Raw genomic sequence first — 16,782 nt, 5'->3', positions numbered from 1 at the left:
CGGCATGCAGCAACTAATCGAATCGGTAAGCGCGCTTTCTTCCGAGAAACGCAAAGCCTTGGCGATTCTGCTGAGTCAGAAGGGGGTCAATCTTTATGGCATCGCGCCGATTTTCCGGCGTGATGCCAACGAGCCCCTTCGGCTGTCCTATGCCCAGGAACGTCAGTGGTTCCTATGGAACCTGGAGCCGCACAGCGCGGCGTATCACATCCCCACGGCGCTGCGCTTGCGTGGCACCCTGGACATGGCCGCGCTGCAGCGCAGCTTCGCGACGCTGATCGAGCGTCACGAAGTACTGCGCAGCGTGTTCGTCGAGGTCGACGGGCAGTTGCTGCAGCAGGTTCGTGCGCCGTTCGCGCTGCCGCTGCCGGTGCAGGTACTGCCCGATGCCGGGCAACTGGAACAGGCAGTGGCGGCGGAGATCGCCGAGCTCTTCGACCTGGGCGAAGGGCCGTTGCTGCGCGCACGTTTGCTGCAGGTGAGCGAAGAAGACCATGTGCTGGTATTGACCCAGCACCACATCATTTCCGACGGCGCCTCGATGCAGTTGATGGTCGAGGAGCTGATCGACTGCTATGCCGCGTTCAGTCGTGGCCAGCAGCCCGACCTGCCGGCGCTGCCGATCCAGTACGCCGACTATGCATTGTGGCAGCGCCAATGGATGGAGGCTGGCGAGCGCGAGCGCCAATTGGCCTACTGGACCACCCGCCTGGGCGGCGAGCAGCCGGTGCTGGAGCTGCCGCTGGATCGTCCGCGGCCAGCGTTGCAGAGCTGGCGTGGTGCACGCCTGGATATCGAACTGTCGGCCGAGCTGGGCAAGGGTTTGCAAGAGGTGGCGCGGCAGCAAGGGGCGACCCTGTACATGGTCCTGCTGGCGTCGTTCCAGGCGCTGTTGCACCGCTACAGCCGACAGCGCGATATCCGTGTCGGCGTGCCGATCGGCAACCGCAACCGCGCCGAGACCGAGCGCCTGATCGGCTTCTTCGTCAATACCCAGGTGCTCAGCGCCGAAGTCGATGGTCAGGCGCCGTTCACCACATTGCTGCAACAGACCAAGGAGGCGGCGCTGGGGGCCCAGGAGCATCAGGACCTGCCGTTCGAGCAACTGGTCGAAGCCTTGGCGCCGGAGCGCAACCTCAGCCACAGCCCGTTGTTCCAGGTGCTGTTCAATCACCAGGCGCACCGTGGCGAGGGTCGGCAGGCCCATGAGCTGCCGGGGCTGCGGGTGGAATCGCTGAACTGGGAGAGCCAGACCGCGCAATTCGACCTGATGCTCGATACCCATGAAGAGCAGGGGCAGTTGTGGGCGTCGCTGACCTACGCGACCGACCTGTTCGACTGCACCACCATCGAGCGCCTGGCGGGCCACTGGCAGGCGTTGCTCGAAGGTATCGTCAGCGCGCCCGGCACGCGCGTCAGCGAGTTGCCGATGCTGAGCACGGCGGAACGTGCCGCCACCCTGGCTGCCTGGAATACCGCCCCGGGCACCTTCACGCCGAGCCAGCCGCTGCATCGCCTGATCGAAGCCCAGGCGGCCCGCGCGCCGCAAGCGCCGGCGCTGGTCTGCGAAGGCGAGCAGTTGAGCTACGCCGAGCTGAACCGCCGGGCCAACCGGGTCGCCCATGCGCTGATCGCCCGAGGCGTCGGCCCGGACGTGCTGGTGGGCCTGGCCGCGCCGCGCTCGCTGGAGATGGTGGTCGGCCTGCTGGCCATCCTCAAGGCCGGTGGCGCCTACGTGCCGCTGGATCCGGCCTACCCGCTGGAGCGCCTGCACTACATGATCGAGGACAGCGGCCTGCAGTTGCTGCTCGGCCAGGGCGACCTCGGGCTGAGCCTGGGGGCGAACGTGCAAGTGCTGGACCTGGCCGCCGACTACACCGACGACGCAGGCTTGGCCGAGGTCAACCCGAACGTCGCGGTGGGCCTGGATAACCTGGCCTATGTCATCTACACCTCCGGCTCCACCGGCAAGCCGAAGGGCACCTTGCTGCCGCACCGCAACGTGCTGCGCCTGTTCGAGGCCACGGACGGCTGGTTCGGCTTCGGCCCGCAGGACTGCTGGACGCTGTTCCACTCCTATGCCTTCGACTTCTCGGTATGGGAGCTGTTCGGCGCCTTGCTGCATGGTGGCCGCCTGGTGATCGTGCCGCAGGATGTCAGCCGTTCGCCGGAGGCCTTCTACCAACTGCTGTGCGAGCAGCGGGTGACCGTGCTCAACCAGACGCCGTCGGCGTTCCGCCAGCTGATGCAGGTGGCCTGTGCCGAAGGCCAGCGCAGCGACCAGCAGCTGCGCTACGTGGTATTTGGCGGCGAGGCGCTGGAGGTCGGCAGCCTGCGCCCGTGGTTCGAGCGCTTCGGCGATCGTGCGCCGCAACTGGTCAACATGTACGGCATCACCGAAACCACGGTGCACGTGACCTACCGTCCATTGTCGCTGGCTGACCTGGCGCAGGGCGCGTCGAGCCCGATTGGCGTGCCGATCCCGGACCAGAGCTTGTACGTGCTCGACAGCGACCTCAACCCGGTGGCTGCCGGCTGTGTCGGCGAGCTGTACGTCGGCCGCCAGGGCCTGGCGCGTGGCTACCTCAAGCGCGCCGGGCTCAGCGCCACGCGCTTCATTCCCGACCCGTTCGGCGACAGCGGTGCGCGGCTGTACCGCAGTGGCGACCTGGCCCGCTGGCGCGCCGATGGGGTGATCGAGTACGTCGGGCGGATGGACCATCAGGTGAAGATCCGTGGCTTCCGCATCGAGCTGGGCGAGATCCAGGCGCGGCTGCAGGCGCTGCCCCAGGTGCGTGAGGCCGTGGTGCTGGCCCAGGAGGGGCCGAGCGGCACCCAGCTGGTCGGCTACCTGGTGGCCGGGCAAGCGGTGGCCGACCAGGCGGTCTGGCGTGAAGCGATCAAGGCCGCGCTGCGCGAGGACCTGCCGGAGTACATGGTGCCGGCGCACCTGCTGCTGCTCGAGCGCATGCCGCTGACCGCCAACGGCAAGCTCGACCGCCGCGCCTTGCCGGCGGCGGATGCCAGCCTGCTGCAACAGGCCTATGTAGCCCCGCAAAGCGAAATGGAACAGCGCATTGCTGCTGTCTGGGCCGAGGTGCTGCGTCTGGAGCGGGTCGGCTTGAGCGACAACTTCTTCGAGCTGGGTGGCGACTCGATCATTTCCATCCAGGTGGTCAGCCGTGCCCGTCAGGCCGGTATTCATTTCACCCCCAAGCAGCTGTTCCAGTACCAGACCGTGCAGGGCCTGGCCCGTGTGGCGCGCGAGGGCGGCGCGGCGCCGCGTATCGACCAGGGCGCGGTGCAGGGCGGCATGCCGCTGCTGCCGGTACAGCAGTGGTTCTTCGGCGAAGTGACCGACCACGCGCACCACTGGAACCAGTCAGTGCTGCTGCGTCCCACTCGGGTCTTGCAGGCGGCGACCGTCGAGGCGGCCTTGCAGGCTCTGCTGGTGCAGCACGATGCGTTGCGCCTGCGCTTTACCCGCGAGCAGGGGCAGTGGCAGGCCAGTCACGGTCAGCCTGGCCAGGCCAAGGACCTGCTCTGGCAGCGGCAGGCCGCCGACCAGGACGCGCTGCTGGCACTGTGTGAAGCGGCGCAACGCAGCCTGAGCCTGGAAGGGCCGCTGCTGCGTGCTGTGCTGGTCGGCATGGGTGACGGCAGCCAACGCCTGCTGCTGGTGATCCACCACCTGGTCATCGACGGCGTGTCCTGGCGCGTGCTGTTCGAGGACCTGCAACAGGCCTGCGCGCAACTGGATGCGCAGCAGCCTGTGCGGCTGCCGGCAAAAACCAGTGCCTACAAGGCCTGGGCCGAGCGTTTGGGGGAGCACGCCCGTAGTGACGCCATGGCGCGCGAGCTGGCCTGGTGGCAAGGCCAGCTGGCCGATGCTCCGCAGGGCCTGCCGTGCGCCAATCCGGCCGGCGGCCAGCAGAACCGCCATGCCCGCAGCCTGCATACGCGGCTGGACAGCGAGCTCACCCGGCAGTTGCTGCAGCAGGCCCCGGCGGCTTACCGCACCCAGGTCAACGACCTGCTGCTGACCGCGCTGGCCCGGGTGGTGTGCCGCTGGAGCGCGCAGCACACCGCGCTGATCCAACTTGAAGGGCATGGCCGCGAAGACCTGTTCGACGACATCGACCTGACTCGCACCGTCGGCTGGTTCACTACCTTGTTCCCGCTGGCCCTCACGCCTGCGCAGGACCTGGCAGGCTCGATCAAGGCGGTCAAGGAGCAACTGCGCGCCGTCCCCGCCAAGGGCATCGGCTACGGCATGCTCCGCCACCTGGGCGATGCGGCGGTGCAGGCCGGCCTTGCCGCGTTGCCGGTGCCGCGTATCACCTTCAACTATCTGGGGCAGTTCGATGGCAGTTTCGACGCCGAGCAGGGTGCACTGTTCGTCCCGGTCGGCGAGCCGCGCGGCGAGGAGCAGAGCCCGGCGGCGCCGCTGGGCAACTGGCTGACGCTCAATGGGCAGGTCTACGGTGGTGAACTGACCATCGCCTGGACCTACAGCCACGAGATGTTCTCTGCGGCCACCGTCCAGGCCTTGGCCGATGACTACGCTGCCGAGCTGAAGGCGCTCATCGCCCATTGCTGCGACCCGCACCATGCCGGTGTCACGCCCTCGGACTTCCCGCTGGCACGCCTGGATCAGGCGCACCTCGACCAGTTGCTGGACGACCCGCGCGCGGTCGAGGATGTCTACCCGTTGTCGCCGATGCAGCAGGGCATGCTGTTCCATAGCCTGTATGGCCAGGGCAACGGCGACTATATCAACCAGATGCGGGTGACCGTGGAAGGCTTGCAGGTCGAGCGTTTCCGTGCAGCCTGGCAGGCGTCGGCCGATGCCCAGCCGATCCTGCGCAGTCGCTTCGCCTGGGAAGGTGACATCGGCCAGCCGCTGCAGATCGTCCAGCGCCAGGTCCAGGTGCCGTTCGACTACCTCGACTGGCATGCCGAGGCCGAGCCTGGCGCACGCCTGGACGCTCTGGCCGAGGCCGAGCGCGCACGTGGTTTCGACCTGCGTGAGGCGCCGTTGCTGCGTATGACCGTGGTGCGCACCGGCGAGCAATGCTTCGAGCTGATCTACACCAACCATCACATTCTCATGGACGGCTGGAGCAACTCCCAGTTGATGGGGGAAGTGCTGCAGCGTTATGCCGGCCAGGCGCCGGCCCAGGCCGGGCGTTATCGCGACTACATCGACTGGTTGCAGCGCCAGGATCCGGCGGTCAGCGAAGCGTTCTGGCGCGAGCGCCTGGCCGAGCTGGAGGCGCCCACACGTTTGGCCCAGGGCCTGCAAGCCGAGCCTGGCAGCGGGTACGCCAGCCATGTGCGGCAGGTCGACGCCGAGCGCACGCAGCGCCTGGAAGCCTTCGCCCGCCAGCAGAAGGTCACTGTCAACACCCTGCTGCAAGCAGCCTGGCTACTGCTGTTGCAGCGCTACAGCGGGCAGGCCACGGTGGCCTTCGGCGCCACTGTGGCGGGCCGGCCGCTGGAGTTGCCGGGTATCGAGCAGCAGATCGGTCTGTTCATCAATACCCTGCCGGTGATCGCCACCCCACAGCCGGCCCAGTCCGTGGCCGACTGGCTGCAGGCAGTGCAGGCGCTCAACCTTGGCTTGCGTGAGCATGAGCACACGCCCTTGTTCGATATCCAGCGCTGGGCCGGGCAGGGCGGTGACGCGCTGTTCGACAGCCTGCTGGTGTTCGAGAACTACCCGGTGGCCGAGGCCCTGGAGCGTGGCGCGCCACAGGAGCTGCGCTTCGGCAGCGTCGACAGTCGCGAGCAGACCAACTACCCGCTGACTCTGGGCGTGAACCTGGGCGGTACCCTGGAGCTGCACTACAGCTTCATGCGTGCCCATTTCGATGAGGCAGCCATTGTCCGCCTGGACCAGCAACTGGTCGGCCTGATGGAGCAGTTCAGCCAGGCGCCCGCTGCGGCCTTGGGCAACCTGAGCCTGCTCGATAGCCAGGCCCGGCAGGCTCTGGCCGTGGCCAACGCGCCGCAGCCATGGCAGGACGGCTTGCTGGTGCACCAACGCATCGCGGCCCAGGCCGCGCGCCGGCCTCAGGCTCCAGCGGTACTGTTCGGTGACCAGGTGCTGGACTTCGCCAGCCTGGAGCGTCAGGCCAACCAACTGGCCCATCGCCTGGTCGCCGAAGGCGTAGGCGCCGAGATCCGTGTCGGCGTGGCCCTGCCCCGTGGGCCGCAGGTGATCGTGGCCTTGCTCGCCGTGCTCAAGGCCGGTGGCGCCTATGTGCCCCTGGACGCCAGCTATCCGGCCGAGCGCCTGGCCTACCTGATGCAGGACTCTGGTATCGCCCTGTTGCTCAGCGACTCGACCTTGCGCGGGCAACTGCCGCTGCCGGCGGCGTTGGCTGCCCTCTATCTCGACCAGCTCGACCTGGCCGCACAGCCGACCCATGCGCCGCGAACAGTCGTGCAGCCGCAGAGCCTGGCCTATGTGATCTACACCTCCGGTTCCACCGGCAAGCCCAAGGGGGTGTGCGTCGAGCACGGCCCGCTGGCGATGCACTGCGAAGCCATCGGCCGGCGCTATGCCATGGTCGAGGACGATTGCGAGCTGCACTTCATGTCGTTTGCCTTCGACGGCGCTCATGAGCGCTGGCTCACCGCGTTGACCCACGGCAGCCGCCTGCTGGTGCGGGATGACAGCCTCTGGGAGCCAGGCCAGACCTGCACGCGCATGCGTGAGCACGGCGTGACCGTGGCGGCGTTCCCGCCAGCGTACCTGTTGCAGATGGCCGAGCACGTCGAGCTGCATGGCCAGGCGCCGAAGGCGCGCATTTACTGCTTCGGCGGCGACGCGGTGCCGCGTGACAGCTACCAGCGCGTGCATGCCGCCCTGGCGCCGGAGCACATCATCAACGGCTACGGCCCGACCGAGACGGTGGTGACCCCGCTGATCTGGAAAGCCGACCGCGCGACCGACTGCGGCGCTGCCTACGCACCGATCGGCACGCGTATCGGCGACCGTCGCACCTACGTGCTGGCCGCCGACCTGAGCCTGCTGCCAGCCGGCCTGCAGGGTGAGCTGTACCTTGGTGGCCACGGGCTGGCCCGTGGCTACCTGGACCGGCCGGGCATGACCGCCGAGCGCTTCGTGCCCGACCCGCACGGCGAGCCGGGCGCGCGCCTGTACCGCAGTGGCGACCTGGTACGCGAGCGCCGCGATGGCGTGTTCGACTACCAGGGGCGCGTGGACAACCAGGTGAAAATCCGCGGTTTCCGCGTTGAACTGGGCGAAGTCGAGGCCCGCCTGCTGGCCCAGGCGGGTGTGCGCGATGCCGCCGTGGTCGCCCGGCCAGGCCCGAGCGGCCAGCAGTTGGTCGGTTATGTGGTGGCGTCGCAGCCAGGTCAGGCTGATGCCGCGTGGTGCGACGCGCTCAGGGCGAGCCTGCGCGACGTGCTGCCGGACTATATGGTTCCGGCGCATGTCCTGGCGCTTGCCAGCATGCCGCTGACCCCCAACGGCAAGCTTGACCGCAAGGCGCTGCCCCAGCCTGAGGCCGGTCAGTCCCGACAGGATCACCAGCCACCGCGTACCGCGCTGGAGCAGACGGTGGCGGCGATCTGGGCCGATGTGCTCAAGCTGCCGCAGGTGGGCTTGCACGATCACTTCTTCGAGCTGGGTGGTCATTCGTTGCTGGCCACCCAGGTCGTCGCCCGGGTGCGTCACGCTTTGCAGGTCGAGGTGGCGCTGCGCACCTTGTTCGAGCATGGCACCCTGCAAGCGTTCTGCGCCCAGCTGTCTGAGTCTGCCAACGCAGCGGTTCCCGCCATCGGCCTGGCCGATCGCTCGCGGGCGCTGGCCTTGTCCTATGCCCAGGAGCGTCAGTGGTTCCTCTGGCAGCTGGCCCCGGACAGCGCCGCCTACCATATTCCGGTGGCCCTGCGCCTGCGCGGGGCATTGTGTGTCGAAGCCCTGCGCCGGGCGTTCGAACACTTGGTGGCGCGGCACGAGAGCCTGCGCACGGTGTTCGTGCATGCACAGGGGCGTACCGAGCAGGTGATACAGGCGCCGTATGCCTTCGAGCTGCCGTTGCAGGTGCTGGCCGATGCCAGCGATGCCGCGCTGCTGCCGCGGGTGGAACAGGAGGTCGCACGGCCGTTCGACCTCGCGCAGGGCCCGCTGCTGCGCGCCTGCCTGTTGCGCCAGGGCCGCGATGAACATGTGCTGGTGCTGGTGATGCATCACATCGTCAGCGATGGTGTGTCGATGCAGGTCATGGTCGACGAACTGGTGGCCCTGTACGACGCCTTTGACCAGGGGCAGGCACCGCGCCTTGCGCCGCTGCCGATCCAGTACGCTGACTATGCCGCCTGGCAGCGCCAGTGGATGGACGCTGGTGAGCGTGAGCGGCAGCTGACCTATTGGGTCGAACGCCTGGGTGGCACCCAGCCTGTGCTCGAACTGCCGCTGGATCACCCGCGCCCGGCGATGCGCAGCCAAGCCGGTGCCAGTTTGACGCTGGCCCTGCCCGGTGAGCTGCAGCAGGCGTTGCGCGCGCTGGCCAGGCAACAGGGGGTGACGCTGTTCATGCTGTTGCTGGCGGCTTACCAGACGTTGCTGCACCGCTACAGCGGCCAGTCCGACATCCGTGTCGGTGTGCCGATCGCCAACCGCAACCATGCCTGCACCGAAGGCATGATCGGCTTCTTCGTCAACACCCAGGTGCTCAAGGCCGAGTTCGCGCCGCAGGCGACCTTTGCCGCGCTGCTGGGCCAGGTGCGCCAGGCGGCGCTGGAGGCCCAGGCCTACCAGGACCTGCCGTTCGAGCAACTGGTCGAGGCCCTGGCGCCGGAGCGCAACCTCAGCCACAGCCCGCTGTTCCAGGCACTGTTCAACTACCAGAGCGGCGCACGCCGTGGCCAGGGCGCGCAACAGGCGCATGCCTTGAGCGTCGAAGGGCTGCAATGGGATACCGGTGTCGCTCAGTTCGACCTGACCTTGGATGTGTTCGACAGCGAAGAGGGCATGCTGGCCTCGTTGGTGTATGCCACCGACCTGTTCGAGCGCTCGACCATCGAGCGGCTGTCCACCCACTTCATCAACCTGCTGCGAGCCATCGTCGAGCAACCGCACCAACCGGTGGCCGAACTGCCATTGCTGGCGGCTGCCGAGCGCGAGCGCACCCTGGTCACGTGGAACGCCACCGCTGAACAGTACCCGCTGCAGCAGAGCATCCAGCAACTGATCGAGGCCCAGGTGCAGCGCACCCCGGATGCCCCGGCGCTGGCCTTCGGCGAGGTGCGCCTGAGCTACGCCCAGCTCAACGCCCGCGCCAACCGCCTGGCCCATCGCCTGATCGCCCTGGGGGTCGGCGCGGATGGGCTGGTGGGCATCGCGGTGGAGCGTTCGGTGGAGATGGTGGTCGGTTTGCTGGCCATCCTCAAGGCCGGTGGCGCCTACGTGCCGCTGGACCCGGACTACCCCGAAGACCGCCTGCGCTACATGCTCGAGGACAGCGGCGTGCAGCTGCTGCTGACCCAGAGCCACCTGCAACTGCCGCTGGCCGAAGGCGTGCAGACCCTGGCGCTGGACCTGGAGCCGGGCGCCGATGACGTGCGCAACCCGAACGTGGCGGTGGCCCCTGAAAACCTGGCGTATGTGATCTACACCTCCGGCTCCACAGGCCGGCCGAAAGGCGCGGGCAACCGCCATTCGGCCCTGGTCAACCGACTGTGCTGGATGCAACAGGCCTACCGGCTGGATGCCCGCGACAGCGTGTTGCAGAAAACGCCGTTCAGCTTCGACGTGTCGGTATGGGAGTTCTTCTGGCCCTTGATGACCGGTGCGCGGCTGGTGGTTGCCGCGCCGGGTGATCACCGCGACCCGGCCCGCCTGGTCGAGCTGATCACCGGCGAAAACATCACCACGCTGCACTTCGTGCCGTCGATGCTCCAGGCGTTCCTGCAAGACAGCGGCGTGCCGCGCTGCACGAGCCTTGCGCGCATCGTCTGCAGTGGCGAAGCGCTGCCAGCGGATGCCCAGCAGCAGGTGTTCGCCAAGCTGCCGAAGGCGGGCCTGTACAACCTGTACGGCCCGACCGAGGCGGCTATCGACGTGACCCACTGGACCTGCCGTGAGGAAGGGCGGGACAGCGCGCCGATCGCCAACCTGGCCTGCTACATCCTCGATGCCGAGCTGCAACCGGTGCCGGTGGGCGTGCTGGGCGAGCTGTACCTGGCCGGCGCAGGCCTGGCGCGCGGTTACCACCGCCGCCCGGGGCTGACCGCCGAGCGTTTCGCCGTAAGCCCATACGGCAATGGCGAGCGCATGTACCGCACCGGTGACCTGGCGCGCTACCGCGCGGACGGGGTGATCGAGTACGCCGGGCGTATCGACCACCAGGTCAAGCTGCGTGGCCTGCGCATCGAACTGGGTGAGATCGAGGCGCGTCTGCTGGAGCACGACCTGGTGCGTGAAGCCGTGGTGACGGTGCCGGACGGCAAGCAGCTGGTCGGTTATGTGGTGCTGGCCAGCGAGGCCGCCGATTGGCAGGCACAACTGGCCGAGCACCTGCGCCGTGGCCTGCCGGACTACATGGTGCCGAACCAGTGGCTGGTACTGGACGGCCTGCCGCTGTCGCCCAACGGCAAGCTCGACCGCAAGGCTTTGCCACGCCCGGACCAGACCGCCAAGGCTCGCGACTATCAGGCGCCGGCCACACCCACCGAAATCACCCTGGCCGAGATCTGGCAGGCCGTGCTTGGCGCAGGCCCAGTGGGCGTTACCGAGAACTTCTTCGCCCTGGGTGGTGACTCGATCATGTCGATCCAGGTGGTCAGCCGTGCGCGACAGGCCGGGATCCATATCACGCCCAAGGCATTGTTCCAGCACCAGACCGTGCAGCGCCTGGCGGCCGTGGCCCAGCTCGGGGAGGCGGTGGTACCGCGTATCGACCAGGGCCCGGTGACGGGGAGCGCGCCATTGCTGCCGTTCCAGCAGTGGTTCTTCGCCCAGCGCATGAGCGAGCCGCAGCACTGGAACCAGTCGCTGTTGCTGCGCGGCACCGAAACGGTGGATGCCGCCGCATTGGAGCAGGCGCTGCTGGCACTGTACGCCCAGCACGACGCCCTGCGCCTGCGCTTTGCCGACGGCAGCGCCGAGCACGGTCCGCTGCAACCGGCCCAGCCGTTGCTGTGGCGTGCCGCACTGCGCAGCGCCGAGGAAATCGAGGCGACCTGCGAAGAGGCCCAGCGTAGCCTGGACCTGGCCCAGGGCCCGCTGTTGCGTGCGGTGCTGATCGAGCTGGCCGACGGTGGCCAGCGCCTGCTGCTGGTGATCCACCACCTGGTGGTCGATGGCGTGTCCTGGCGCGTGCTGCTGGAAGACCTGCACGATGCCTACCGCCAGGCCCTGGCGGGCAGCACGCCGAAACTGCCGGCCAAGACCAGCGCCTTCAAGGCCTGGGGCGAGCGCCTGCAGCAGCATGCCGCAAGCCTGGGCAACGAGCTGGTCTACTGGCAAGGGCAACTGGCCGGTGCGCCACAGGGCCTGCCCGAGGCCGAGCCGGGCGCCAGCCTGCAGAACCGTCACCGCCAGAGCGTGCAGGCACGCCTGGGTGCCGAGCTGACCCGGCGCTTGCTGCAACAGGCCCCGGCGGCCTACCGCACCCAGGTCAACGACCTGCTGCTGACTGCCTTGGCCCGGGTGGTGTGCCGCTGGAGCGGCGCCGATTCGGCGCTGGTGGAGCTGGAAGGGCATGGCCGCGAAGACCTGTTCGACGACATCGACCTGAGCCGTACGGTGGGCTGGTTCACCAGCGCCTACCCGGTGCGGCTGACCCCGGCCGCCGAGCTTGGCGCCTCGATCAGGCAGGTCAAGGAACAGCTGCGCGGCGTGCCGCACAAAGGCATCGGTTTCGGTGTTTTGCGCTACCTGGGCGACGAGGCTGCGCGCACGTGCCTGGCCGAGCTGCCGGTGCCGCGCATCACCTTCAACTACCTGGGCCAGCTCGATGGCCAGTTCGATGAGCGGGCGCTGTTCGTGCCGGCCGCCGAAAGCGCAGGTGAGGAGCAGAGCCCGCTGGCGCCGCTGGGCAACTGGCTGGTGCTCAATGGCCAGGTGTATGGCGGCGAGCTGAGCCTGGCATTCAGCTTCAGCGGGCAGATGTTCGCCCGCGCGACCATCGAGCGGCTGGCGCGGGCCTACGAGGCGGAGCTGGCGGCGCTGGTCGAGCACTGCCAGGCACCGCAAGGGCTGACGCCGTCGGACTTCCCGCTGGCGGGCCTGAGCCAGGCGCAACTCGACGCACTGCCGGTGGCGGTGGCCGAAATCGAAGACATCTACCCACTGTCGCCGATGCAGCAGGGCATGCTGTTCCACAGCCTGTCCGACGCAGGCGACGACCTGTACGTCAACCAGCTCAGCCTGCCGGTCGCGGGGCTCGAGCAAGAGCGCTTCCGCGCCGCCTGGCAGCATGTGATCGGCCGTCACGAGATCCTGCGTACGTCCTTCCACTGGGAAGGCGGCCAGAGCGCGCCGTTGCAGGTGGTGCACCGTCACGTCGACGTGGCGATGACCGTGCTCGACTGGCGGGCACGAACCTTTACCGCCGCCGACCTTGAGGCGGTCGCCCGCGCGCAGCGTGGCTTCGACCTCGGCCAGGTGCCGCTGCAGCGCCTGTTGCTGGTGCGCACAGGCGACGCCGAGCACCAGTTGGTGTGGACCAGCCACCATATCCTCATGGACGGCTGGAGCAGCTCGCAGTTGTTCGGCGAGGTGCTGCAGCACTACGCCAGCGGTGAAGTGACCGGCGACAGCGGCCGCTACCGTGACTTCATCGCCTGGTTGCAGGCGCAGGATCAGGGGCGCCTGCAGGACTACTGGCAGGGCCGTCTGCGCCTGCTCGATGCGCCGACCCAACTGAGCCAGTCGATTCACCCGCGGCACACTGCCGACCTGCCGGGGCACGAGGCGCTGTACACCCGTTGGGACGCCCAGCGCACCGCCGCCTTGCAGCAGCACTGCCGGGCCCAGGGCATTACCGCCAACACCCTGATCCAGGGCGCCTGGCTGTTGCTGCTGCAGCGTTACACCGGCCAGCGCAGCGTGGCCTTCGGCGCTACGGTGGCCGGTCGCCCCGAGAGCCTGGCCAACGCGCAGCACATGCTTGGCCTGTTCATCAACACCTTGCCGGTGATCCAGACCCTCGAGCCGACACAACGCCTGGATCAGTGGCTGCAGCAGTTGCAGGCCGACAACCTGGACCTGCGCGAGCACGCCCATGCGCCGCTGGCTGACATCCAGCGTTGGTCGGGGCAGGGTGGCCAGGCCCTGTTCGACAGTATCATCGTGTTCGAGAACTACCCCATCGACCAACGCCTGGAGCAGGCCCAGGGCGGCCTGCGCTTCGGCGCCTCGAGCAGCCACGACGTCACCAACTTCCCCATGGACCTGGCGGTAACCCTCGGCGAGACCCTGGCCATCGAGTACCTGTTCCTGCGTAGCCACTTCACGGCCGAGGCCGTCCAGGGCATTCGCGCACTGATGGAGACCCTGCTGCAGTCGATGATCGACAGCCCTGCCGAATGCATCGGCAATCTGCAACGGCTCAGCCCGGCGCAGTCTCAGGCGCTCGACGCCTGGGGCGCGGTGCCGGCGCAGACCGGCGAGCCGGTGATGCTGGCCCAGCTGATCGCTCGCCAGGCGGCTGCGCGGCCCGAGGCCATCGCCGCCGAGTGTGCCGGCCAGAGCCTCAGCTACGCGGCGCTGGAGGCCCGTTCCGACGTGCTGGCGCGGCAACTGCTCGCCCGTGGTGCCGGCCCGGAGGTACTGGTGGGCGTAGCCCTGGAACGCTCGGTGGACATGCTGGTGGCCCTGTTGGCGGTGTTCAAGAGCGGCGCGGCTTATGTGCCGCTGGACCTGAACTACCCGGCCGAACGCCTGGCCTTCATGATCCAGGACTCCGGCATGCGCCAGCTGATCGGTCGTGCCGACCTGGGGCAGCGCTTGCCCCTGCCCGTGGGCCTGGAACCGCTCGACCCGGCGACCCTGGCGTGCGAAGCCGGTACGCCGGCCAGCGTGTTCCCGGTGCCGGGCGAGCACAGCCTGGCCTACTTGATCTACACCTCTGGCTCGACCGGTGTGCCCAAGGGCGTGGCGGTCAGCCACGGACCTTTGAGCATGCATTGCCAGGCCATCGCCGAGCTCTACGAGATGCAGGCCGGCACCCGAGAGCTGCACTTCATGTCGTTCGCCTTCGACGGTGCCCACGAGCGCTGGCTAACCACGCTGGCGGTGGGCGGTACGCTGATCTTGCGCGACAACGAACTGTGGACGCCCCAGCAGACTTGCGAGGCGCTGAGCCGGGGCCGGGTCGACATCGCCTGCTTCCCGCCCGCCTACCTGAAACAGGTGGCCGAATATGTGCAGCGCAGCGGTGTCGAGCCGCCCCCGGTGCGTATCTACTGCCTGGGCGGCGACGCCGTGCCGGAGCAGACCTTGGCCGAGGTGCGCGAGGTGCTGCGGCCACGCTACATCACCAATGGCTATGGGCCGACTGAAACGGTAGTCACGCCGATGCTCTGGAAGGCCTCGGCCGAAGAGCCCTGCGGCGCGGCCTACGCACCCATCGGCCGAGTCGTGGGGCAGCGCTCGCTACGGGTGCTGGACGATGACCTCAACCCATTGCCGGTCGGTTTTGCCGGGCAGCTGTTCATCGGTGGCCATGGCGTGGCTCGCGGCTATCACCAGCGGCCATCGATCACTGCCGAGCGGTTCGTGCCCGACCCGTTCGGTGAGCCCGGGGCACGTTTCTACCGTTCCGGTGACCTGGTGCGCCTGCGTCAAAGCGGAATACTGGACTACGTCGGGCGTCTGGATCACCAGGTGAAGGTGCGGGGCTTCCGCATCGAGCTGGGCGAGATCGAAGCCAGCCTGCGCCAGCAACCGGGTGTCGGCGATGCCGTGGTGATCGCTCGCGACGGTGTTTCCGGCAAGCAGTTGATCGGCTACGTGGCGGCCACCGCCGAGGTTCGCGGCGATCAGCTCAAGGCCGCCCTGGCCGAAACGCTGCCGGCCTACATGGTGCCGTTGCAGGTGATCTGCCTGGAGCGCCTGCCGGTCTCGCCCAATGGCAAGCTCGACCGCAAGGCCCTGCCGGAGCCCACCTTCGACCTGGCCAGCCATGTGCCCCCGCGCTGCGAGGAGGAACAATGGATGGCGCAGATCTGGGCCGAGGTGCTGCAGGTGGAGCAGGTGGGGATCACCGATAACTTCTTCGAGCTGGGCGGCGATTCGATTCTCAGCCTGCAGGTGATTTCGCGGGTGCGCAACCATGCGCAACTGAAACTGGAGCTCAAGCTGCGCGACCTGATGCGTTGCCAGACCATCGCCAACCTGTTCGACCAGCAGGGCGTGTCGCGGGTCAGCGGCGAGCAGCAGGCCGTGGTGGTGGAGGGCGCCTTCCCGCTGATCCCGATCCAGGAGTGGTTCTTCACCGCGCAAACCCATGCGCCGGAACACTTCAACCAGGCCTTGATCCTTCGTGCCAACCAGCCACTGGATGCGCAGGCGCTGGAGCGCACGCTGACCTGCATGCTCGGCCAGCACGATGCCTTGCGCCTGCGTTTCAGCCACGAGCAGGGGCGCTGGATCCAGCGTTACCAGCCGTTGCAGGAGTGCCTGCAGCGCCTTGGTGATGACCCGCTGCTGTGGGTGCGCGAGGTGGCCGACGAAGAAGCGCTGGAGGACCTGGCCAATGAACTGCAACGCAGCCTGGACCTGGCCCAGGGGCCACTGATGCGCGGCTTGCTGGCGACCCTGGGTAATGGCCAGGTACGCCTGCTGCTGGTGATCCACCACCTGGTGATCGACGGTGTGTCCTGGCGTGTGCTGCTGCAGGACTTGCAGGAGGCCTACCAGGCCTTGCTCGCCGACCGGGAGCCGCGTTTGCCGCAGCGCACCAGCAGCTTCGGTGAATGGGCCGCTGGCCTGGCCGGCCATGCGGTGACCCTGCGCGAACGTGAGCTCGACTACTGGGTGGCGCAGCTCGACCGCCAGGACGGGCCGCTGCGCTGTGACAACCCACGTGGCGGCAACCTCATGTGCCACCGCGAAGAGGCCGCGTTCAGCCTGGATGCGCAACGGACCGCACAGTTGCTCAAGGAGGCGCCTGCAGCCTACCAGACGCAGATCAACGACCTGCTGCTGACTGCGCTGAGCCGGGCCCTGTGCCAATGGGACGACAGTGCGTCGGCGCTGGTGCTGCTGGAAGGCCATGGCCGCGAGGATCTTTTCGAGCAACTGGACCTGAGCCGTACCCTGGGCTGGTTCACCAGCATGTATCCGGTACGCCTGAGCCCGGTGGCCGACCCCGGGGCGTCGATCGTGGCGGTTCGCGAGCAGTTGGCCCAGGTACCCGACAAGGGCATCGGCTACGGGGTGCTGCGCCACATGGACGAACCGTGGGTGCGCGCGCGCCTGGCCGAGCTGCCGCAGGCGCAGGTCACCTTCAACTACCTGGGGCAGCTCGACCAGAGCTTCGATGCCGAGCAGGCGCTGTTCCTGCCCGCGCCGGAGAGCGTGGGCGACAGTTTCTCGCAGCAGGCGAGCCTGGCCAACTGGCTCGAAGTGGTGGGCCAGGTGTTCGACGGCAAGCTGTCGTTCCGCTGCATCTACAGCAACCGACGCTTCCGCCAGGGCACCATCACGGCCTTCATGGACCAGTTCCAGGCCGAGTTGACGCTGCTGATCGAGCACTGCCTGCAGGTCCAGGCCAACTGAATTTTCCTTCTTCTGACAGG

The 16,782-nt window shown here is 68.0% G+C and carries 1 protein-coding gene; it reads left to right on the top strand.

Going from position 1 to position 16,782, the window contains the following annotated elements; genetic code table 11:
* Nucleotides 1-4: 4 nt before the first annotated feature.
* Nucleotides 5-16,762 carry a non-ribosomal peptide synthase/polyketide synthase gene (locus L1P09_RS16705; protein ID WP_235767912.1) on the top strand — a complete coding sequence of 5,586 codons (16,758 nt, stop codon included), beginning with the start codon at nucleotides 5-7 and terminating at the stop codon, nucleotides 16,760-16,762.
* Nucleotides 16,763-16,782 lie beyond the last annotated feature (20 nt).

This window comes from Pseudomonas juntendi, from assembly GCF_021560075.1.
Lineage (GTDB): Bacteria > Pseudomonadota > Gammaproteobacteria > Pseudomonadales > Pseudomonadaceae > Aquipseudomonas > Aquipseudomonas juntendi.
This window is presented reverse-complemented; position numbering and strand designations above follow the sequence as displayed.